This window comes from Francisella sp. Scap27 (assembly GCF_013394105.1).
Taxonomy (GTDB): domain Bacteria; phylum Pseudomonadota; class Gammaproteobacteria; order Francisellales; family Francisellaceae; genus Francisella; species Francisella adeliensis.
In genome coordinates this window covers 907,124-929,487 of sequence record NZ_CP041326.1, presented here as the reverse complement: position 1 = coordinate 929,487, position 22,364 = coordinate 907,124, and the positions used below count along the sequence as shown (strand labels likewise).

Genomic DNA, 22,364 nt, shown 5'->3' with positions numbered 1-22,364 from the left:
TTTGAGGTATAAAGTTATAACTTTGAAAATAATATGAATTATGAAATAGTAGAGTCAAAATTAGATACTAAGTACTGCATTATTTGGCTTCACGGACTTGGTGCTGATGGGCATGATTTTGTTGATATCGTTGGACATCTAAATATCTCTTTAGATCATGTGAGATTTATTTTTCCACATGCTGATGTGATGCCTGTCACCATAAATATGGGGATGCAAATGCGAGCATGGTACGACATCAAATCTTTAGATGCTAATAGTCTTAATAGAGTCGTAGATGTTGAAGGTATTAATAACTCCATAATACAATTAAATAAGCTTATTGATGTTCAGATTAGCGAAGGTATTTCAAGTGAAAATGTAGTTCTAGCTGGTTTCTCACAAGGCGGGGTTATTGCTACATATACAATGCTGACTTCATCTAGGAAATTAGGTGGTTTAATGGCTTTATCAACATATCTTCCAGCTTGGAGCGACTTTGAAGATCAAATAACAGATACTAATACAGATACACCAATAATAGTTTGCCATGGTACAAATGATCAGGTTTTACCAGAGGTTTTAGGTAAAAATTTATCTGATAAGCTTAATGAAAATGGTTTTAAAAATAATTATAAAAGTTATCTAGGAATGGAGCATAGTGTTTGCCCTGAAGAAATAAAAGATATTTCTAGTTTCTTACAAGGAATTATTAAATGAAAAAAATAACTATAGCAAGCAGAGATAGTAAGCTTGCTCTTTGGCAGACAAATTTTGTCAAATTACGAATTGAACAAGAGTTGGGTATTGATTGTGAAGTTATCACAATGAAAACACAAGGTGACATTATACTTGATAAACCTTTAAGTAAAATTGGTGGTAAAGCGTTGTTTATGAAAGAGTTAGAGGTTGCAATGCAAAACGGTAAAGCTGATATTGCAGTACATTCTCTTAAAGATATTCCTTACGAGCTTCCAGAAGGGTTCACTATAGCCAGTTTTATGCCTAGAGAAGATCCAAGAGATGCTTTTGTATCAAATAAATTCAGAAATATTAATGAGCTACCGCAAGGTGCAATAGTAGGTACTTCTAGCTTACGACGTAAAGCACAGCTTCTAAGTTATCGTAAAGATTTAGTTATAAAAGATTTACGCGGAAATGTTCAAACTCGTTTAGCAAAGCTAGATAGAGGTGATTATGATGCTATTATACTAGCTGGAGCTGGTTTGATTAGGCTTGAACTACAAGCTAGGATAGCTCAGCTTATTCCTGTAGAGATATCATTGCCTGCAGTTGGTCAAGGTGTTGTGGCTATTGAAGTCCTAGAAAAAGATAGTAAAGTTTTGAACGTATTAGAAAAACTAAATGATAAGCAGAGCTATCAAACAAGTTTAGCTGAAAGGGCTTTCAACCAAGAGCTTAAGGGTGGTTGTCATGTTGCGATAGCAGCTTTTGCTACCCTGAAAAATGATGAGATTACTTTAAAGGCTAGAGTTGCAAGTAGTGATGGCCAAATTATCTTAGAGAGGCAAGAGCAAGGTAATGATCCTGTTAACGTTGGTGTAAAATTAGCTCAAGAGATGATTTCTCTAGGAGCAAGAGAAATATTGGAGCAGTAAATGAGCTTAATGATTTTATTAGTTGGTATTGGTGGTGGACTAGGGGCTATTTCCAGGTTTTTAGTAATGCAGGCAACCAGCAGTTTTTCTTCTGAAATACCTTTCGGAGTATTCCTATGCAACATTATTGGTTCATTAACAATAGGCTTAATTGCAGCTTTTTTAATTAAAACTAATTTATTTAATGAGGAAATCTCAGCATATACCCGCTCTTTAGTTGTGACAGGATTTTTAGGTGGTTTTACGACATTTTCTAGTTTTAGTCTAGATGTTTTAAACTTGCTTCAAAGAGGAGAAGTCTTTATAGCTCTAGGCTATATTATCGCAAGTGTATTAGTTTCTATATTAGCAGTTGTATTGGGTTTTTATTTGGTTATGGGAGTATATAAGTGAAAAAAACAAAACTAGTGTTAGGAGTATTCGCGAGTTTAGGTCTTGGTAGTTGCGTACCTATTTTAGGTAGTGATTATGTCATAGAATCAAATCAAGGTATCCATAGTTTGGAAATGGAGAAAGGTGTAACTGTTCCTCAACTACATAAAGCAATTATGAAAACTGTTAAAGATAATCCTAAAGAGTTTAAGCTTAAGGCTAATGATCCTAATCCTGAAAGATCTGTCGTTTGGACATTCTCCGAAAAGTATAAAGAGCAAGTAACATTTTATGCAATGAAATCTGAAGGCAATGTATACCTAGGTGTAGATATTGGTAATGTGAGTAAAGCTGATAATGATATTAAAGATATTTATTATTTAGAAGGCTTAGTAGAATCAAACTTAGAGAGTGATTAGTTATTATTTTTTTTATCGTTAATAAATAAAAGAACAATTAGTGATAAAATCATGCTTATTACGAGAGTTGTAAATGCAAAGTGGTATGAACTAAGTTCAAAGTATTTTATGTCTGTAGGCATTATTTGCTGAGAAACGACAGCACCAGTAGATGTTATAAATTTACCTGTCCAAGACCAATCAAGAAAGTAGCCAATTAGTGGGTCAAAGATTGCACCTAAGATTGGTTCACCAGTGTTTATAAATGCAGCTACTGTAGCAGTTAAGATTATAGGATTAATTCTATTGCCGATAGCAAAAGAAAGCATATATATACCTAGACATAAACCAAATATAAATAGCAATATAGCAGACATTGTTGCAGAAGTTTTCGTTAAAAGAACTATACTTAAAGCAATGGTCCCGATAATATGGAAAACTATCATTACACCTTTACGACTATCTAATATTTCAGATATTTTACCAAGAATAGGTGAGCCAACAGCCATACCTATAAATATCATTGAAATAATGCTAGCAGCACTTTCTTTTGAAACTCCATAAGCTTCTCTAAAGTATGCGTTCCCCCAAAATCCTGCAAATGCGTCAACAGCAGTAAAACTTAATCCAACATAGAGTGTTAATAGCCAGTTATCCTTATTTTTAATAACTTCTTTTAATGACATCATAGTTGTAAGTTTATCACTACTATTACTAGCTTCTGGTTGCTCAGGGTTAAAGTCTCTAACTACTATATAGTAAACTACAGCCATAAATAAGCTAAGAACGCATATTAAAAGCATAGCTGCTTTCCAATCACCACATAAGCTTATAATGTATGCTAGCGGAGCCTGAGCACACAAAGCGCCAATCATTGCGGCTGTAGCTAAAAAACTTGCTGCAAAAGCAAACTGTCTTGGTTCAAACCATACAGATACAGCTTTTAAGTATGATATCGTAGCAAATGAAACACCCATTCCAGTAATTATTCTAGCAATATAGGCTAGAGTTAGACTTCCCATGTTTGCAGCGACTACAAAAAGAATCACACCAGCAGTTGATATAGTTATAGATACAGGACTTATTAAGCGAAAACCATATTTATCTATAATCGGGCCAGCTATGAAAAGCTGGCAAACTATAATTGACCAAAAAAATGCAGATCCCAAAGCACCTGTTTGTGTAGCATTTGTTTTAAAGCTGATCATCATATCATCAGTAATTAAACTAGGAAAAACTTGCATAATATACTTATCAAAAAGTAAGAATGAACTAAGGAGAATGATTATCCATGCGTATCCACGGATATTATATATTTGTTTGGCCATGTATAGGTATAATTGATAATATTTATATGGTATTTTATTGATATACGGTGTTTATTGCAATAAAGATTTAAGAGAGATCCTTTGATGATCTGGTCTCTGGCATTTTGTTAATTAATAATAGTGTTATAATTGATGAGACAGCAAGATATATGCAGGCACCGTATTCAGACCCTGATGACTGGGTTAGCCATACTGCAATCATCGGGGTAGTACCAGCAAATATAGCATTGCCAAGGTTATATGCTGCAGACATTCCACTATATCTATGAGCAGTAGGAAATAATTCACTAACAGTAATTTGAAAGGCCGCAGTCATTGCTGAAATAATTATAGCCATAACTATTTGAGCAATTAAGATAGCTTGTAACCCACCATGTATAAATATGAAAAAGAGTGGGTAGCATAGTACTAGTAGTGTGAAAATAGGTATATATAATAAAGGTTTTCTTCCCCATATATCTGACATCCAACCAAAAATTGGAGATACAACGGCATAAGCTATAGATACCATAGCAGTAATATACATAATATATGAAGCATCAAAGCCTCGATTTGAAATTAATATGTTTGGTAAATAAGTAGCCATCATATAGTAAGCTATACCGACGTATCCTGTTAGAGTAAATGTCCATATAAGCGGTAGTTTTGCACCTTTTAAAGCATCTTTTAAAGGAGATTTTGAAATAACATTATTCTCCTTTAATTCCTCAAATGCTGGTGATTCATGAGCTTTTTTTTGTAAGATTGTAGATACTATTGCCAAGATAAATCCAGTACCAAAAGCTATTCTCCAGCCGTAATGTAGCATTTGTTCATTTGTAAGTATACTTGCTAATAAGCCAACGGTTAGTGAGCTTAATATGACACCAGCTTGTGATGCTAAGCCAGCTATGGCCGTAGTAAAACCTTTATGCTTGGGAGAAGCACTTTCTGCTAATGCTACTAATATCCCGGTATACTCACCACCAACAGAAAATCCTTGTAGCATTCTTGCAAAAACTAGAATAACAATCGCCCAGATACCTGCGGAGCTATAAGTTGGCATTAGTGCCATAATTAGCATTGGTAAGCACATTAGCATCATACTAAGTTTGATAGCATAACTTCTACCCAATCTATCGCCAATTGATCCAAAAAAGAAACCTCCTAGAGGCCTCATAATATAGCTAGCAGCAAATATCCCAAATACCGAAATTAATGCTACAGTCTGATCTTCTTTGGGGAAAAATAAAACAGTAAGATATGTGGCTAAGTAACCATATAAACAAAATTCAAACCATTCTAAAACAGCTCCTAAGTTTATTATAGCTATAGTTTTATAGCGTTCTTTACGAGTTAGTTGCTTAGTCATTTTGATGTTAAGGAGATATCTTGTTATAAATATTGTATCTATTAATTGCTTCAGGTGTGAAGTTTTTTAGTTAAAATGATTTATGAAGGATAAAAAGTTCAGTAGTATTAAAGCATTTTTAATTATTGAGGCTAAGCTAGCTGTCTGTTAGAATCATTTGATACAAAATATTATAGAACTGAAAAATGCCAGAATCACATCTGCCTAAAACCAAAATATTAATCGCTACAGCCTGGTTTATTTGCATTGTTGCAACTTTAAATTATAGTTATGATTTCTTTATTCGCGCAGCTCCTGGAGCTATGACAGAAGAGTTAAAAATTGCCTTTAAAATAAATGCTACTAATATTGGATGGCTATCTTCGGCCTATTTTATAGCTTATACTGTTATGCAGATTCCAGCTGGTGTCATCATTGATAAATATAATAGAAAAATAGTTATAGGTGTTGCGACTGCTCTATGTGTTCTAGGGAATTACTTATTTTCAGCAACAAGTTATTATGAAGTAGCATTTCTTGGAAGAATCTTAATGGGTATAGGTTCGGCATTTGGCTTTGTAGGTGCTGCTAAAATGGCTGGTATGTGGTTACCTCAGAGGTTTTTCTCAACTTTCATTGGTATTGCAACAATTGTAGGTATATTAGGAGGACTTATTACAGATGTAGTTTTAGCAAACCTTGTAGATACATTAGGCTGGATACATGCTAATGAAGTTTTCACATATATCGGTTTAGCACTTTTAATACTTGTATTTATTTTCATAAGAGATAATCCTAAGCATGTCCAAAAATTTGATCACTATAATCAAATAAGTTTTAAAGAAACCATAAGAAAAGTAATGATAATATTTAAAAATCCTAAGTTTTGGGCTGCGAGTCTTATCGGTGCAAGTATTTTTATTCCTATCAATGTACTTGGTTCGCTCTGGGGTGTTAGTTTTATACAAATAAAATTAGGACTTAGTCAAGCCGAAGCATCACATTTAAACGGTTTTTTATTTATGGGAGCGGCTATAGGTTTTGGTTTTTTTGGTGTTTTATCTGCTTTTACTAATAAGTTTAGATTGCTGCTTATTTTAAGCTTATCATCATCAGCATTATTATTAGCAATATTGCTATTTGTTACGCTTGAAAAGAACTTATTTATAGTCCTTTATTTGCTTTTAGGTGCAATGGCAGGCCCTCAGGCAGTTACTTTCACAATTGCAAAAGTTCTTTCTCCTGCAGGGACATCAGGTTCTAGTACTGCTGGTGTAAATATGGTTAATAATCTTGCCGCAGTAATTTTACTGCCACTTATTGGTTATGCTTTGACTTTATTTACAGCCCATCTTGATGATGGGTATAATACAATTGTTGATTATCAATATTCTCTAAGCATAATTATCATTATTTTACTTTCTTGTCTCCCATTAGCTTTTATTCTTCCTAAAAAAATGGAAGTTTAAAACTAAGGTCGAGACCTAAAAAGAGTTTAAAGCATGTAAGAACATTATAAGGCAGAATACTGTTATTATACTAGCTGTTAGATTTAGCTCTTTTTTATTACAAAATACTGAAACAATAAACCAAACTAATATACCACAAGCTATACCTGTTGATATTGATGATGATAGTGTCATCATTAAAATAGTAAAAAATGCCGGGGTTGCTTGAGAAAAATCATCCCATTGAACCTTATATACTTGTTGCATCATCATGATTCCAATCAAGATTAAAGCCGGAGATATAACCTCTATCGGGATAGCACTTATTAGTGGAGATAGAAATAAAAATGGTAAAAACATCAAGCCGCCAAATATTGCAGTCAGTCCAGTTTTACCACCTTGAGCGATACCAACGCCAGATTCAACTACAACAGTTGTTGGGCTTGTGCCAAAAATTCCAGATAATGATGCTGATGTTGAATCAACAAGGAAAGTTTTTTTAAGCTCTTTACTTTTATGATTATGTTCTTTATTCATACTCCCATAAAGGCTAGATATTGTACCAGTACCATCAAATAAACTTAAGAAGCAAAATGTAAAAATAGTTGGCAATATTGCAAATTTCAATCCATTTAAAAAGTCTATTTGACCAAATAGTGAAAAGTCTGGAAAGCTAATAATGTGATTAGGTAAAGTTATGATTTCTTGTCCTGAAAAATGCTCAAGTGGTAAGGCTATAGTACATCCTAAGATGATGACTAAAATGATTGCTGCAGGAACTTTTCTGATATGGAGTATCAGTAGTGTACATAAACAAATTAGGAATAAGATTGTATGGGTTGAGATTTCACTAAGTGTCAGCATACCTCCATTAGAAGTTAAAAAACCGCTATTTATTAAGCCAACATAAGCTATAAATAGCCCTATACCGGCTCCTAATGATTGCTTTATAGACTTTGGTAAGCTTAGCATTATTTTAGTTCGTACATTTAAAATCACTAATAAACTAAATATTATTCCAGACCAGAAGGTTGCACCTAAAACAGTTTGCCAAGGTAAGTGGTATATCTTAACAGCAGTAAATGAAAAGAATATATTCATTCCCATACCTGGAGCGATTATAAAAGGATTTCGCGTAAAAACTCCCATTAAAATACTACCGAAGGCAGATACTAAGATAGTGCTTGTTACTAATGCATTTGTGGGCATTCCTGTAGCAGCCAGGATTTTAGGGTTTACGACAATAATATATGAAATAGCTAAAAAAGATGCGATAGCAGCTAATAACTCTTGCTTAATAGATGAGTTGTTTTCTTTAAGCTGGAAGTAGGAATTTATTTTTTTGATACTCATTGTTAGGTCCGAAAATAGAGGTTTTATTTGGTATATCCACCAGGAGCTGATTGGATAAGGTTCTGCATTTCTAATTCAAAAAGAATCTGTGTTATTTCAGAATAATTTAGTTTAGTTGTGTTGATAATATTATCTATAGTTGTTAGCTTGCTATCAATAGAGTCAAACACTAGTTTCTCTTGCTCTGAAAGATTGTTTGCTTGTGTGTTAATGAAAATATCTTCTTGGATTGTTAATTCATGAGCACATAACTCTGAAATTATATCTTTAGCACCAGTTACAACTTTAGCTCCTTGCGAGATAAGAGTATTGCAACCTTCGCTAGTAATATTAAATATACTACCAGGAACAGCAAAAACATCTTTATTTTGCTCTAATGCAAGATTTGCTGTTATTAGGGAACCACTTTTTGCTGCTGCCTCAACAACTAAAACACCTTTACTTAAACCACTGATTATTCTGTTTCTTAGAGGAAAGTTATGCCTTAATGGTCCAACACCGAGCTGAAACTCTGAGATTATCAATCCATTTGTTGCTATCTGTGAATGTAACTTTCTATTATTTGAAGGATAAATGATGTCAGCACCAGTACCAATTACAGCGATAGTTTTTAGGTTATTATTTAAGGCTTGCTGATGAGCTAGCGTATCAATACCAAAAGCTAAACCACTAGTAATAGTGATTTTAGATTCAGCCAGATTAGATATGATTTTATCTGTGACATTTCTACCATAAGTAGAATAATTTCTTGAGCCTAGGATTGCCAATTGCATATTTTCAAGTAATGAAATATCACCAACACAGTATAAAAGAATTGGAGGGTCAGATAACTCTTTTAAGTCACTAGGATAATTATCATCAAAGTATGAAATTATATTATGGTTTGAATCTTCTAACCATTTATTTGCTTTATCTAAATATGTTAAATATTTTTTTTTGGTTAGATAGTCAATACTTATATCTCTTAAAGCGAGTTGTTTTCTAAAGCTTTTTGGGTTTTCTATAAGTTCATTAAAATTTATCGAATTCTCTAGTGCTAAGATAAATTTTCTTGGCCCAAAGTAGGGAGTGCATGAAAGTATTAGGGCTATTTTAGAGGAGTTATGCATTATAAGATAGTTGTAGCCATAGATTTGCTGCTAATCTCTTGTAGGGAGTTTATAATGATAACAAGAGAATAATGTTCAGATTGACGATAAACAAAGCCATACCCTGTAAATTTAGGCGGAACTGGAAAACCATCGGTACGAGATTCTGGCTCATATAAGAGCATTTCTGCCCCAAGTTTTAAGCCATCAGCAGTACCTTTATTAATTAATACAGTATTATAGGTCGATGAGAAAGTATTTGTATTCATTACATCTTCCATCACATTACCTGTTATTTTGCTTTTCATTCTAAAAGTTTTTTCTGGGAGTGGCTTAGACATAAGGTCTGTTGGGGCAATATAGTCTCCAACATTTGCTTCTCTTGAAAGATTTTTTATTGTTAAAGCAGTGATACCTTTGAATGTATAATCATAGCTAGCAGTGCCTAGACGGTAAACCTTTTTATCTTCATTAAAGGACTCTAGTAGCTTTGGTTTTGTGACCACTATAAATTGTTCATTATTGAAGTTTATAGGGTATTCCTTATCTGCAAATATCTTAAAGCCATTAGCTAGTACTGGACGCTTCTCTCGACTATCATAGATTTGAGCTATGTCTTTATCTTGGTCTTCATTTAGTAGATAAACATTAGAGAAGAATTTTTTGTAGTTTGAAGGGGTTACATGTTTTAGGCTACCCTCAATATTGTCTATTTGCTCAAGTAGTTTACTCTTAACTGTAATCTCAACTCGCTGATTTAAAGCTCTGTTTTCATTAGAGTCATTAGGTGCTATAGGGTCTTGGTAACCAAGAGCTTTAATAGTTATGCTTTCTGAATTAAGACCTTTGTTCACGAGGTATTCTCTTACACTTACAGCTCTATTTTTAGATAAGCGAATGTCATGCTCTACAAGTAATTCTTTATCATGTATTAGTTTTGAATCGACCTTCCCTGTATAGCCACGAATCGTAATTGCTGGACTACCACTTAACTTTAGGTAAGCAAAGAGCTTATATAATATTTTTTTAGACTCTTCATCAAGTGTGAAGCTATTATTGTCAAACTTAACACTTGTTTCTATTAGATCAGTACCTTCTTGCTCTTGTATGCAGATATACGACTCTTTTGAATCAATAAGCTTCACAGAGCATTGCTCAATGGTTGGGAAAGTGAGAGGGCTTTTTTCGGGAGTGCTACAGCTAATTAGAGCTGATAGCAGAGCAAAGATAGAAGCTGTTTGTAAGAATTTCTTCATATTCTAATATATTTACAGATTTTAAAATTTATTTTACTATAAAAATGTCGCTGAATAAATCTCATTCGTTGATTAGATTGATTTAAGTTTTTTTGTTTTACGAAAACTTTGATAAGTGCTCTAGAAGAGCCTTGTAATTTCATTATTTGTCTAGTATTATAATGCTTGCTGTCTTGGTCCCACGCAATGATAGATTGTGAACCCCGCCAGATCCGGAAGGAAGCAACGGTAACGATTGATGCATGTGCCGTGGAAAGGCCGAGTCAGCACTTAAAATATTTCACATATTTTATTATAAAATTGATTACATTATAGTTATAATGTCTATTATCATAAAACTAATGTTTCCAAATTAGTGCAATTTCAAGAATTAGAAAAAATAATTAATCATGATATCGATTATGGTTTCAGCGGGATAGCTGTGAATATATGCCATCATGGAGAAAATATATACCAAAAAAGTCACGGGTTTAGTTATAAGTATGATAAGTGTGGGCAAAAGCTAGATAGTCCACAGGCTTTAAAAGAGGATATGCTTTTTGATATAGCCTCTTTGACTAAAATTTTTGCTACAACTTATGCATTGATGTATTTATATGAACGAAATTTAGTGGATTTAGACTTACCAATAGATGGCTATATAAGTAATTTTAAATTTGAAGGTACTAATTATATCCCAACTTGTCGTGACTTACTTAATCATAAGTCAGGCTTAGCACCAGCATTTAATTTTTATGATGAAAATGAAGCAGGAGAACTTTTTAGTCAAGATAGGGGTAAGACTGTAAAGTTTTTAACTACTAAAATGAAACCACAACATTCAGCAAACAAGTATTGTATTTATAGTGATATAGGAATGAAGATACTAGGATGTGTAATTGAAACTATTACTAATCAGCGCTTAGATAAGTTTGTTGAGCAGCATATATATGAAAAGTTGGACCTCAAAAATACATGTTTTGATCCTCTTGATAATGGTTATAAGAGTAATGAGATTGTAGCAACCCAGCTTGATGGACATACAAACTTAGGTAATACTAAGTTTGCAAATATAAAAACACATACTTTAAGAGGGGAGGTGCATGATGAGAAAGCACTCTACTCAATGGGTAGGGTTGCCGGTCATGCAGGGCTTTTTTCAACTATTGATGATATAAGTAAATTATCAAAATTACTTTTTGAAGATAATGAACTATTTTCACAGAAAACTGTAGCAAGGTTTAGTGAGCAATGTGCTATAGATAAAACATTTGCTCTAGGTTTTTGGACAGCTAATGGCCGTAGGACTAGAAATTCTTTTGGAGAGTTGTGTAGCAACCAAACAATAGGACATACCGGTTTTACGGGACAATGTTTTATATTTGATCCAGTAAATAAAATTAGCATAGTCATTATGACAAACAGTGTACATTCACCAATTATTTATCCGAGAGTTTTTAGTGGTAAGACTTTTCAGTCAGGTAAGTATGCGTATTTGATTGATTCAATATATAAAGACTTAAAAGTGGGAACTAAATCATGAAGCTAAATTTAGATTTTAGGTATAGTTTTAAATATATTTTGACAGTATATCTTATAGCTGCGGTCATAGGTGGTTATGCTTTGGCAATTGTTGGAGGTATTGGTGATGAAATCCGACATCAATTTAAACTTGATTCACACCAATTATCTATACTGCTTGGTCTAGTTTTTTTAGGCGGTATTTTAGCAAAATTAGTATGGTTAGCTGCTGATAAAGTTGGTCGAAAAGTAGTTATTCTCTTTTTTGTAATTATGTATATTGTCGGCACATATATGTTTGTTTGCGCGGAAAGTTATCAGGTTTTAGTTGCATCTAGGCTATTACAGGGAGCTGCTATACTACTCTGTACTTATGCTTTTCCCGTATATATGACAGAAATAGCGCCGCCAGAAAAAAGAGGTAGATATGTTGCATTATTTCAGCTTTTATGGACTGCTGGAATGTGTTTATCAGGTTTGATAGTATTTTTCTTTCAAGAGGCTTTAACTTGGAGAGAGTATCTTTTCCTTACTTTATCATTCTCGATAATCTTGTTAATAATGGCTTGCTTACTTCCAGCTAGCCCAACATGGTTGGTTCTTAAAAAACGCATTCATGATGCTTATGAGGTTATTCAAAAAACACAGACTAGTCTAAGCGATGAGGAAATTAAAAAACATATTGATGATATTCGTGTGAGTTTAAGAGATCATAAGCCAAAAAGTTTTTTGCAAAAGTTATTGATAGGTAAAGATATTTGGCCAGTAATGCTTGTTACAGTTCTTTTAATATTAAACCAGCTTACAGGAATTAATTTTATAGTATTTTCATCAGAAATGCTTATAGTTCCATTAACTTCAAACCTTAGTGTGGCTCATTTCACTAATTTCTTTTTATTAGGGATTAATTTTTTAGTTACCATACTTACTATTTTATATATCGATAGATGGGGGCGAAAAAAGGTTATATTCTTTGGGCTTAAACTAGCGTTACTTAGTATGCTATTTTTATTTGTAGTCTATAGCTTACCGGTTTTTGAATATAGTTATATCGTTGCGATTTTAATGTTAGCTCTTTGTATCTCTGGATTAGCTTTTGGGCCTTGTGGTGTAATTGTTACTCTTATAAATGAGCTATTACCAAATCGTGTGAGAATGATCGGTATTTTTATGGCAGGCATTATTTCGATGTTGTTCTCATTCTATTTTATTGGTTATTTTTTGAGAGTAGGTGAGATTTTTGGTTATAACATGCTATTTTTAGTGCTGTTTGTATGCTCAAGTGTCTATTTCTGGGTTGTAAAAAGGTTTGTACCAGAAACAGCTGGAAAGAGCTTAGAAGATATTGAAAGTGCTTTTGATTAGGATATTTCTTGGTAAGAAAATTACTAACAGAAGTATTAATAAAAGAAACAAGATAGCTGAGTATAGTCGAAGCCTCAATTTCCTTAAACAATAAGTAGCAAAAATTTAACAAGCTCAAAAGGCTTTTGCTACTGAATCAATATCTTTTACTAGTACGAGTTTTTAGTGATTAGATAATTAGATTATTTATCGGTTTGTGAAACTACTCACCTTCCCAAGGGACAGCGTATCCGCACTCACCAACATTAGGGCAAGCTTTTTGCTCACCATCTTTTTTAGTAGTTTTGTGTAGAAGTATCGGAGAATCACACTTAGGACAAGACTCTTTAATCGGAGGATACCAATAAGCATTCTTGCATTTAGGGAATCCTGAGCAAGCGTAGAAGACTTTACCTTTACGAGATTTTTTCTCAACGATAGTATCTTTGTTACATTTAGGACAAGTCACACCTGTATCTCTAGGTTTTTCTAGGGGTTCCATATGTTTACATTTAGGGTAGTTTGAGCAACCAATAAACTTACCATAACGACCTTGCTTAATATGTAAATCAGATTCACATTTAGGGCATTTTCTATCTTCAACAACTACAGGCTCTTCTTTTTCAACTTCGTTACCGTCAGCATCAACTCTACGAGTATATTTACACGTAGGGTAGTTTGTACAACCAATAAATCGACCATTTTTACCTAAACGAGAAGATAGTTTACTACCACATTCTGGACAATCTTCATCTAACTCTTCAGCAACTACATCTTTACGATCTACTTCTTTTGCGATCTTGTCTATTCTAGCTTTAAATGGTTCCCAAAATGCTGTTAGAACACTTAGGTAATCATTATTGTTGTGAGCTATTTCATCTAGTTCTTTTTCAAGGCCTGCTGTATAAGAGTATTCAACATATTTTTTAAAATATTCTGTTAAGAATTTGTTTACTACACGACCTTTGTCTGTAGGAGCAAAACGGCGTTTCTCTAGCTCTACATATTCTCTTTGCTGTAAAGTAGAAATAATCGACGCATAAGTAGAAGGGCGGCCAATACCATGCTTTTCAAGAGCTTTTACTAAAGATGCTTCTGTATATCTTGGAGGAGGCTCTGTTGAATGAGCTTTAGTAATAATATCTTTAAGCTTAACTTTTTCACCCTTTTCAAATTTTGGTAAAGTTTGCTCTTCATCTGAGTCTTTTTCATCCTCATCTTTCTCGACATTATAAAGGCTTAAGAAACCTGCATCAACAATCACAGTACCTGTAATTCTAAATTTATGTTTGTTATTTTCTGTAATAAGATCAACAGCAGTACTATTTAAGGTGGCATGCTTCATTTGACAAGCTATAGTTCTATTCCAAATTAAGCTATAAAGCTTAAATTCATCGGCTGTAAGATAGTTTTTCATTTCAGCTGGTGTTCTATTTGCTGCAGTTACTCTGATAGCTTCATGGGCTTCTTGAGCATTTTGTGATTTTTTACTAAAAACTCTAGGCTTAGCTGGTAGCATACCTTTATCATATTTTGATTCAATATAGCCACGGATGTCATCTAATGCATCGTTTGATAAATTTGTAGAGTCTGTTCTCATATATGAAATTAAACCAACAGATTCGCCATCACCTAAGTCTTTACCTTCATAAAGTTTTTGTGCTGTAGACATTGTTCTTTTTGCACTAAAACCTAGCTTTTTAGAAGCCTCCTGTTGAAGTGTAGATGTTATAAATGGAGGATATGGATTTCTACGAGATTTTTTCTCAGTAATTCCATCAACAGTTAGCTCACCGTTTGCATCTTTGATTATTGTTGTTTTAGCATCTTCAGCAGATTTTTCATCTGTAAATGAGAACTGTTCTATTTTGTTATTATTAAACTCTGTTAGGTTTGCTAGAATTTTTCTTTTTTTAAAAGTCTCTGCAGTTAAGCTCCAGTAGTCTTTTTTTATGAAATTTTCTCTTTCAATTTCTCGTTCTACAATCATACGTAAAGCAGGACTTTGAACACGGCCAGCAGAAAGACCAGATGTGATTTTTCTCCAAAGTAGTGGAGATAAGTTGAAACCAACCAAAAAATCTAGAGCCTGTCGAGCTTTTTGAGCGTTTACTAGATCCATAGACAATTCTTTTGGGTTTGCTATAGCAGTTGAAACAGCAGACTTTGTGATTTCATTGAATGTAACTCTATAGACAGTTTTATCCTTTAAAAGTTTTGCATTTTTTAGAACTTCTTGAACATGCCAAGATATAGCTTCCCCTTCTCTATCTGGATCGGTAGCAAGATATATATTGTCAGCAGATTTTGCTGCTTTTTTTATAGCATCTATATGCTTTTTACTTCTGTCATTGATTGTGAATTTGATTTTAAACTTATCATCAACATCAATTGAGGTGTTTTTTGATGGAATTTCACGAACATGACCGAAAGATGCCAATATCTCAAAATCATTGCCAAGATATTTTTTGATAGTCTTAGTCTTTGCAGGAGACTCCACGATTACTAAATTTTTTGCCATTTAATTTTTTGCCTTAAGAATTCAAAATTATAAGAAGAGTGTTCTAACTTTATACGGTTCTTTTATAAAATATAAGAAAATACTATAGCTTTCAATAGCTAATATACAAAAGTTAGTTTTATAGCTTGTAAATATAGATTATAATTTCTGTAATTAATCTAATGTTAGAAAAACAAATTATCAGGTTTTAAGGTTTCAAAATGCAAAAAGATGCAAAAGTAATTTCGTTGCTACAACAAAAAGGCGGGTCAGGTAAAACAACAACTGCGATAAATATTGCATGTGGTCTTAGTGACTTAAAATATAAAGTAGCAATTATAGATATGGACAAAGATAAGCCAGATGCTTATATGTGGATGACAAAAAATAGTGAAGATACTAGTTTTGTTTATAATCTTGATGAGAAAAATATTCGTGAGAAAGTTAAAGAGTTAAAACCTGAACTAGACTTTATAGTTATTGATACGCCACCAAATTTTCAGACCGCAGCTTTAAAGTCAGCCTTATTATCAGATTTGGTAGTGATTCCATGTTCACCAAGTGGTATGGATTTGTCTGGACTTATAGAGGCTAAAGATCTTGCTCTAACTGCTGATAAACCATACAGATTTTTTGCAAATCGAGTGCAGATGCAATCTAATATGTCGAAAAGTTTGATGGATTTTTTTGAGGCGGATGGACATTTTTTTGAAAGCTATGTTTCACAAAGTGTGAAATTTATCGAAGCAGAATCAGAAGGTCAGTATATTGGGCATTACGCAAAAGGTTCTAAAGTACATATTCAAGTTAAAAAGCTTGCTAGAGAAGTCGTAGAATTTTTTGGAGATAAATAAATGGCAAAGAAAATTTCATTAGCAAATCGAAAAGTTAATAAACAAGTTCACGATACTGTAGGGCAAGAAAAAAAGGATATTCTTCGTGCAATGCAACTACAAGAACTTAATGAGCAAGCAAGCAGAGTTGGCGAATTTTTTGAACTACCATTAAGTCTTGTCAAACCTGATGCTAATCAGCCAAGGAAATCTTTTAAGAATATTGAGTCATTAGCTGCAAGTATCAAAGAAAATGGTGTGATACAGCCAATTATTGTAACTGCAAAGAAAAATGATGGTACGCATTATATTATTGCAGGTGAAAGAAGATATTTAGCATCACAGCAAGCCGGATTAGCAACTATACCTTGTATTGTTCGCCAAGAAGAAAGTGATGCTAGTATACTTTTGTTACAGCTTTTAGAGAATGATCAGCGAGAAGGAGTATCACCTTTTGAAGAGGCTGATGCGTTAAGAGATTTGATTGAGCAAAAAAATGTAAAAAAAGCGGAAATAGCGAAAGTACTTGGCCGTGAAGCTAGTTGGATTTCTATGCGTTTAAAAATAGCAGATGCTAAAGATGATATTCGAGCATTAGCTGATAATGGCGTAATTGAGGATGTTAGAACTCTTTATGAGTTAAAGAAATTTGCTGAAGAGATGCCAGAGGGAGCTCATGAGTTTGTAGAAAAAGCTTTAGCAAATAAAATTTCTGGATCATATAGGTCGGCGATTACTAGATATAGAGATAACTGGAAGCGAAAAGCAGAAGTTATTGATAATGAAAAAATGGATATTATTAGTATAAAAAACATATCTAAAGATGATAATATCTTAAGAATAAAAGGTGCTAGAGCTGGATCTAAGTCTTATACTTATTCATTTGAAATAACTGATGAATTTAAACAGTTATTATTTGATGCACTGATAAAGTAAATTATGAAAATAGCTATATTACAAACAGATCATATTCCTAAACACCGCCGAGGTGTTGCTGGTGGAAATTACCCAGAAATGTTTGCTAATTTATTTTTTAGGCTTTCGCTTATTATAGATTTTGATACCTATGATGTTACAGAAGGGCAATATCCTAAAGACTATAGTATATACGATGGTTTTATAATAACAGGCAGTAAAGCAACAGCTTTTGATAATCTACCATGGATAGAAAAATTAAGATCTGTAATTACAGAGATATACAAAAATGGGCAAAAAATAGTAGGGATATGTTTTGGGCATCAGATATTAGCCCAAGCATTAGGTGGGGCTGTTAAACGTTCAGAAAAGGGTTTTGCAGTTGGTGTAAGAAATGTTGAAGTTACAGCTACTAAGCCTTGGATGGAACCATACCATCACTATTTAAGCTTACTTTTTTATCATCAGGATATGGTGGTAGGATTACCTGAAAAGGCTGAGCTTATAGCAACAAGTGATTATTGTCAGGTGCAGATGTTTTGTGTTAATAATCAGATATTTGGAATACAAGCACACCCTGAGATGTTAAAAGTGCATAATCATGCTTTAATAAAAGAGTATCAAGATGATATTAAAAATGAATTCCAGCATGCATTAGAGAGCTTAAGAATTAGAGATAATAGTTTAGTTATAGGCCACTGGATGGCTAACTTTTTTGAATATAAGGAATGATTATGGATATTAAGCGATTAGTAGTGTTTGGTGATAGTTTATTAGATACAGGTAATGTTATTAAAACCCTTGGTGTGCCTGGAAAGCCATATCATGACGGTAGATTCTCAAATGGTTTGGTATCAACAGAAGTTTTAGCAAATCTAATAGCTAAAGATCAGGGTGTGGAGTTTGTAGATCATAAAAACTACGCTATCGGTGGAGCTTTTACTCATGGTTCAAATCCAACATCTTTACTTAAAAACCATGCATTCCCAGTTTCTGAGCAGCTTACAAGGTATGAAAATGAAGAGGGGCGTTTTAAAGAAGATGACCTTGTTGTAATAAATGGTGGGGCAAACAACTTCATGTTCACTATTTATACTGAAATTCCATACATAAATGTTACAGCGAAATTAAGAGTAGCTCGTGACTTGCGTAAAATAACTCGAAAAGCTATTAAGATGGGTGCAAAAAATATAATTGTCTGGAATATTCCAGATGTAACAAGAGCCCCAGCTTATAAGGATTATCTTACTAACTGGGTTGGTAAATTTTTTAGATCATACTTACAGGTGAATATCAATCTACAGAATGGCTTGTTGCGTAATAGAATAGCAGACCTACAAATAATTTTTCCTAACGTAAATATTAAACTTTTTGATTTTTATACTTTACTTAATGATTGTGGTGATAATCCAGATAAATATGGCTTAGAAAATACTACAGATGTATGTGTGGATAGTTATGGAGGTGCTGATTCTTTAGGTAATATTCAGTATGATATTGAGATAATAGCAGATCCAGAGAAGTACTTATGCTGGGATTATTGTCACCCTACAGCTAAAGCAAATAGAATTGTTGCAGATGGAATGTTTAAACTATGGAAGCATAACCTTTGAATAATTTAGACCAACAAGTCAAGTTTATAACGGAGCTTGAAAAACTTAAATCAGTTTATAGAAAAACTTGGATCCCATGTGATAATAACCGTAATGAAAATACGGCTGAGCATAGTTGGCAGGTAGCTTTAGTAGCAAATATTTTAAGTGAGTATGCTAGTGTTGAGATTAATATTGCTCATGTGACAAAGATGCTTCTTTTACATGATATTGTTGAAATATATGCGGGAGATACATTTGCTTTTGCTACAAATGCCGTCTTAGCAGAGCAACAAGTTAATGAGTTAAAGGCTTTAGATAGATTACTTAATTTATTGCCTAAAGATCAAGAAAGACATTTTAAAGATATTTGGGTTGAATATGAAGAAGCAAAAACAAATGATGCAAAATTTGCTAATGCTATAGACAGAATAGTACCTGCTTTTCAAAGTTTCTCTAATGCTGGTGGAACATGGAAAAAGTTTAATGTTTCTAAAACAAAAGTTTTGGAGAGAAATAAATATCTAAAAGAAGTTGCACCTAGACTATATGAATACCTACTTGAAAAGATTGATAGTCATTTTGAGGGAGACTATTACAAATAATCCATTTATATTTGGCTATTACATTTGATACATATTTGGTATTATTTTAGTATTCACCTTATGGTTTTTAGGAAGTTATATGAAAAAAATAATAGGATTAATGTTTTTAATAGTTGTTTTTGCAATTGTATCTTGTACTACTGAGAGTGGAGATTCATTTGGTTATCAAACTCCTCCCTCATCAGTGAAAAACATGGATTCTACAGAACCTGGACCTTTACAGCAGCCTGGAGGAGTAGCAGCAGAAATAGAAAATAATCAAGGAAATCCAAATAATGGTTCTGAATTTACTGTTAGAGAATAAGCTTTTAAGGCTCTATATCAACAATTTTTTTACCATCAACGCTTGATGCTTCATTTAGATCATTATTTTTTGTCTTATTTTTATGTCTATAGTGTGTTATAGGTCCTGATAGAGCATAGCCCATCATTAGTAAATACAGTAATTTCTCAGGCATAGTGAAAAGCATTAGAATGATCAGCATGAAACAAACTACGTAGAGTTTACTTATATTACCCTTGCCATCACTATCTTTAAAGCTTCTAAACTTGATATCACTAATCATCACAAACGCTAAATAAAGAGCTGTAAATACCGTTAAACTAACAGTAATGAAATCATAGTGCCCAATAAATGTTCTTTGTCCTAGCCAAATAAGGCCTGATATGGCTACTGCTCCAGCAGGGCACGGCATTCCATAGAAATACTTTCTTCTTTCTATAGCAGAATCTTCTGTTATATCTTTAATAGACATAGTATCAAATTTCGCTAATCTAAGAGCAACTGCCAATAAATACAAAAATGCTATTGCTGCACCAACTGAACCTAGTCTATGAAGGCTCCAAAAGTACATCACTAAAGCAGGAGTAGCTCCAAATGAAACAACATCTGCAAGACTGTCTAATGCAGCACCAAATTCAGTCTGAGTGTGGGTGTATCTAGCAACTTTGCCATCAAAAGCATCAGCAAATCCAGCTAAAAGCATATAAACAGCACAAGATACAAAGTGTGATTGAAAGGCTGAGATAATTGCTAGGAAAGCAAAAAGTAGGCTTGCACTGGTAAACAAGCTAGGCAGGATGTACTTAGATTTCTTCATATCAATATTTTCTAATAACCACATAGGAATCCTTTTATTTTAATAAGTCTGGTCGTAAGTTTTTAGCTTTTCGAAGATAAATATGCTGTATATCTTCTTGAGTTTTATTTGTATTATAAGTCAACATGACTCTAATGCAAAGAGCTAAAGAATTTTTACATTTCATTTGTTGACAGTCTAGTAATGGGACAGTTGTTAAGCCTATTTTTCTGGCAGCAACAGCTGGAAATTCTGAAGATATATCATTAGTAGTCGTGAATATGATATTTACAATATCTTTAGAATCCACTAAGTTACTGGAGATAATTTCATTTAAAAGCTCTATAGTAGCATCTATAACTAGTTCTTTGCTATCATTGTTTATAGTTGTAGCACCTCGAATAGATCTTTGCATTTTACACCTTTACAAGTTTCTGTTTTAATAATCTTGGCAGTGGGAAGTAAACTTCCTCTTTAATACCTTCAAAGTCTTCAACCTGAACATTGCCATTACACACTTGAGATATTTTAGTAATAATATCTTGAACTAAATATTCAGGAGCTGATGCACCAGCGCTCACACCACAAGACTTTTTATTATCAAACCAAATTTTATTTATATCTAAAACATTATCAACTAGATAAGCATCAATACCTTCATTGCTTGCAAGTTCTCTAAGTCGATTTGAATTAGAGCTGTTTTGTGATCCAACAACCACAAGTACATCAATTTCTTTTAACATCGATTTGATAGCTGTCTGGCGATTTTGAGTTGCATAGCAAATATCTTCTTTTTTTGGGCCTTTTATAGCAGGATATTTACTCTTTAAACTAGCTATAATCCCTTGTGTTTCATCAACCGAAAGGGTGGTTTGTGTTGCATAGTAAAGGTTTTGGGGATTATTTATCTGTAGTTTTGAGACATCTTCTTCACTTTCAACCAAGTAAATAGCTCCTTCAGCACTACGATATTGTCCCATAGTGCCTTGTACTTCAGGATGCCCTTTATGCCCTATTAAGACACATTCAGCATCATTGTTACTAGCTTGTCTTACGCCTCTATGAACTTTTGTTACTAGTGGGCATGTTGCATCATATAGTACTAGATTTTTTTTTGCGGCTTCACTTTCTACTTTTAAAGATACTCCATGAGCACTAAATATACAGACTGAATCATTTGGAACTTCATCAATCTCTTTTACAAAAGTTACGCCTTTTTTCTTCAAGGAGTCAACAACAACCTTATTATGAACAACTTCGTGTCTCACATAGACAGGAGTTTTTTCAACCTCAAGTACTTTTTCAACAGTTTCAACTGCTCTGCTTACTCCTGCACAAAAACCACGAGGATTAGCTAATAATATCTTCACTTATTTCTCCCTCATTTTCAGCAACTTCTAAGATTTTAGATTCAAAAACTATTATTTGTCCAGATAATGGGTGATTAAAATCCACAGTTACATCAAACTCTTCGATTTCAGTAATAAGACCAGGAAGTTTTGAACCATCTTTTTGACTGAAAGAAACTATTAAACCTTCTTCAAGCTCCATATCTTTAGGGAATCTTTTCTTAGGGACAGAGTAGATACTAGAAGGATGTTTTTCACCAAAAGCTTCATCTGGCATTAACACGACTCGTTTACTGTCACCAATTTCAGAACCTATAAGTTCATTTTCAACCTTATCGGTAAAGCATCCTTGACCCATTTGAAATACAAAAGGTCTGTTATAATTCTCAGTATCCTCAGCTATGGTTCCATCTTTCAAACGAAATTTAAAGTGCATTTTAACGAAGCTATTGTCGGTAATTTTCATTGTTTTATAT

The 22,364-nt window shown here is 33.3% G+C and carries 23 protein-coding genes and 1 other RNA gene; 14 read left to right on the top strand and 10 right to left on the bottom strand.

Going from position 1 to position 22,364, the window contains the following annotated elements; genetic code table 11:
* The first annotated feature begins 33 nt into the window (after window positions 1-33).
* Genes FLM55_RS04430 through FLM55_RS04415 form a run of 4 tightly spaced genes read left to right on the top strand, consistent with a single transcriptional unit; the run spans window position 34 to window position 2,389 of the window.
* Window positions 34-699: a dienelactone hydrolase family protein gene (locus FLM55_RS04430; RefSeq protein WP_178948226.1), complete on the top strand. Its 666-nt coding sequence runs from the start codon at window positions 34-36 to the stop codon at window positions 697-699.
* Complete coding sequence (hemC, locus tag FLM55_RS04425; protein WP_178948225.1) at window positions 696-1,598, top strand: hydroxymethylbilane synthase; 903 nt, start codon at window positions 696-698, stop codon at window positions 1,596-1,598. Before FLM55_RS04430 ends, hemC begins: the two co-directional genes overlap by 4 nt.
* Window positions 1,599-1,991 (top strand): fluoride efflux transporter CrcB, encoded by a 393-nt coding sequence (gene crcB, locus FLM55_RS04420; protein WP_178948224.1) that lies wholly within the window; start codon window positions 1,599-1,601, stop codon window positions 1,989-1,991.
* On the top strand, window positions 1,988-2,389 hold the full coding sequence (locus FLM55_RS04415) for a hypothetical protein (RefSeq protein WP_178948223.1): 402 nt from the start codon (window positions 1,988-1,990) through the stop codon (window positions 2,387-2,389). The genes crcB and FLM55_RS04415 overlap by 4 nt, the downstream gene beginning before the upstream one ends.
* Here FLM55_RS04415 and FLM55_RS04410 read toward each other — a convergent pair.
* Together FLM55_RS04410 and FLM55_RS04405 are read right to left on the bottom strand one after the other, a co-directional pair.
* On the bottom strand, window positions 2,386-3,696 hold the full coding sequence (locus tag FLM55_RS04410) for an MFS transporter (RefSeq protein ID WP_178948222.1): 1,311 nt from the start codon (window positions 3,694-3,696) through the stop codon (window positions 2,386-2,388). The genes FLM55_RS04415 and FLM55_RS04410 overlap by 4 nt on opposite strands.
* A gap of 67 nt (window positions 3,697-3,763) precedes the next feature.
* The gene (locus FLM55_RS04405) at window positions 3,764-5,047 is read right to left on the bottom strand and encodes an MFS transporter (RefSeq protein WP_178948221.1); all 1,284 of its coding nucleotides are present in this window, start codon (window positions 5,045-5,047) and stop codon (window positions 3,764-3,766) included.
* A 185-nt stretch (window positions 5,048-5,232) separates the two neighbouring features.
* Here FLM55_RS04405 and FLM55_RS04400 point away from each other — a divergent pair, with 185 nt between their 5' ends.
* The gene (locus tag FLM55_RS04400; protein ID WP_178948220.1) at window positions 5,233-6,495 is read left to right on the top strand and encodes an MFS transporter; all 1,263 of its coding nucleotides are present in this window, start codon (window positions 5,233-5,235) and stop codon (window positions 6,493-6,495) included.
* 15 nt (window positions 6,496-6,510) lie between these two features.
* On the opposite strand, the gene FLM55_RS04395 is transcribed toward FLM55_RS04400, so the two are convergent.
* From FLM55_RS04395 to FLM55_RS04385, 3 genes are read right to left on the bottom strand one after another with little or no spacing between them, the layout of a single operon-like run.
* Window positions 6,511-7,827 carry an NCS2 family permease gene (locus tag FLM55_RS04395; RefSeq protein ID WP_178948219.1) on the bottom strand — a complete coding sequence of 439 codons (1,317 nt, stop codon included), beginning with the start codon at window positions 7,825-7,827 and terminating at the stop codon, window positions 6,511-6,513.
* A gap of 23 nt (window positions 7,828-7,850) precedes the next feature.
* A complete protein-coding gene (gene dprA, locus FLM55_RS04390) occupies window positions 7,851-8,936 on the bottom strand; it encodes a DNA-processing protein DprA (RefSeq protein WP_256868924.1) in 1,086 nt (361 codons plus the stop codon).
* Window positions 8,936-10,171, bottom strand: coding sequence for an OmpA family protein (locus FLM55_RS04385; RefSeq protein WP_178948218.1), 1,236 nt, complete (start codon window positions 10,169-10,171; stop codon window positions 8,936-8,938). Before FLM55_RS04385 ends, dprA begins: the two co-directional genes overlap by 1 nt.
* Before the next feature lie 170 nt (window positions 10,172-10,341).
* Here FLM55_RS04385 and ffs point away from each other — a divergent pair.
* The 3 genes from ffs (at window position 10,342) to FLM55_RS04370 (ending at window position 13,036) form a co-directional block, all read left to right on the top strand.
* An RNA gene (ffs, locus tag FLM55_RS04380) (signal recognition particle sRNA small type) lies at window positions 10,342-10,439 on the top strand.
* Between the two features lie 87 nt (window positions 10,440-10,526).
* Window positions 10,527-11,693, top strand: a complete 1,167-nt coding sequence (locus FLM55_RS04375) for a serine hydrolase (RefSeq protein ID WP_178948217.1) — start codon at window positions 10,527-10,529, stop codon at window positions 11,691-11,693.
* Window positions 11,690-13,036 carry an MFS transporter gene (locus tag FLM55_RS04370; RefSeq protein WP_178948216.1) on the top strand — a complete coding sequence of 449 codons (1,347 nt, stop codon included), beginning with the start codon at window positions 11,690-11,692 and terminating at the stop codon, window positions 13,034-13,036. Before FLM55_RS04375 ends, FLM55_RS04370 begins: the two co-directional genes overlap by 4 nt.
* A 202-nt stretch (window positions 13,037-13,238) precedes the next feature.
* Here FLM55_RS04370 and topA read toward each other — a convergent pair whose 3' ends face one another.
* Complete coding sequence (gene topA / locus FLM55_RS04365; protein WP_178948215.1) at window positions 13,239-15,536, bottom strand: type I DNA topoisomerase; 2,298 nt, start codon at window positions 15,534-15,536, stop codon at window positions 13,239-13,241.
* 200 nt (window positions 15,537-15,736) lie between these two features.
* Between topA and FLM55_RS04360 the strand changes: the two genes are divergently transcribed.
* The 6 genes from FLM55_RS04360 to FLM55_RS04335 all read left to right on the top strand — a co-directional run bounded on the left by FLM55_RS04360 (window position 15,737) and on the right by FLM55_RS04335 (window position 19,764).
* Window positions 15,737-16,369, top strand: a complete 633-nt coding sequence (locus FLM55_RS04360; protein ID WP_178948214.1) for a ParA family protein — start codon at window positions 15,737-15,739, stop codon at window positions 16,367-16,369.
* A complete protein-coding gene (locus FLM55_RS04355) occupies window positions 16,370-17,284 on the top strand; it encodes a ParB/RepB/Spo0J family partition protein (RefSeq protein ID WP_178948213.1) in 915 nt (304 codons plus the stop codon).
* A 3-nt stretch (window positions 17,285-17,287) separates the two neighbouring features.
* Window positions 17,288-17,995 carry a homoserine O-succinyltransferase gene (locus FLM55_RS04350; protein WP_178948212.1) on the top strand — a complete coding sequence of 236 codons (708 nt, stop codon included), beginning with the start codon at window positions 17,288-17,290 and terminating at the stop codon, window positions 17,993-17,995.
* A complete protein-coding gene (locus FLM55_RS04345) occupies window positions 17,995-18,876 on the top strand; it encodes an SGNH/GDSL hydrolase family protein (protein ID WP_178949064.1) in 882 nt (293 codons plus the stop codon). Before FLM55_RS04350 ends, FLM55_RS04345 begins: the two co-directional genes overlap by 1 nt.
* Window positions 18,873-19,460, top strand: coding sequence for an HD family hydrolase (locus FLM55_RS04340; protein ID WP_178948211.1), 588 nt, complete (start codon window positions 18,873-18,875; stop codon window positions 19,458-19,460). The genes FLM55_RS04345 and FLM55_RS04340 overlap by 4 nt, the downstream gene beginning before the upstream one ends.
* Before the next feature lie 79 nt (window positions 19,461-19,539).
* A complete protein-coding gene (locus FLM55_RS04335; RefSeq protein ID WP_178948210.1) occupies window positions 19,540-19,764 on the top strand; it encodes a hypothetical protein in 225 nt (74 codons plus the stop codon).
* A 4-nt stretch (window positions 19,765-19,768) separates the two neighbouring features.
* Here the strand turns inward: FLM55_RS04335 and FLM55_RS04330 are convergent, their stop codons facing one another.
* Genes FLM55_RS04330 through fkpB form a run of 4 tightly spaced genes read right to left on the bottom strand, consistent with a single transcriptional unit; the run spans window position 19,769 to window position 22,354 of the window.
* Window positions 19,769-20,584, bottom strand: a complete 816-nt coding sequence (locus tag FLM55_RS04330) for a phosphatidylcholine/phosphatidylserine synthase (protein ID WP_162699177.1) — start codon at window positions 20,582-20,584, stop codon at window positions 19,769-19,771.
* Between the two features lie 10 nt (window positions 20,585-20,594).
* A complete protein-coding gene (gene aroH / locus FLM55_RS04325; RefSeq protein ID WP_178948209.1) occupies window positions 20,595-20,954 on the bottom strand; it encodes a chorismate mutase in 360 nt (119 codons plus the stop codon).
* Window position 20,955: 1 nt separating this feature from the next.
* Window positions 20,956-21,909 carry a 4-hydroxy-3-methylbut-2-enyl diphosphate reductase gene (ispH, locus tag FLM55_RS04320; RefSeq protein ID WP_178948208.1) on the bottom strand — a complete coding sequence of 318 codons (954 nt, stop codon included), beginning with the start codon at window positions 21,907-21,909 and terminating at the stop codon, window positions 20,956-20,958.
* On the bottom strand, window positions 21,890-22,354 hold the full coding sequence (gene fkpB / locus FLM55_RS04315; protein WP_178948207.1) for an FKBP-type peptidyl-prolyl cis-trans isomerase: 465 nt from the start codon (window positions 22,352-22,354) through the stop codon (window positions 21,890-21,892). The genes ispH and fkpB overlap by 20 nt, the downstream gene beginning before the upstream one ends.
* Between the last annotated feature and the right edge of the window lie 10 nt (window positions 22,355-22,364).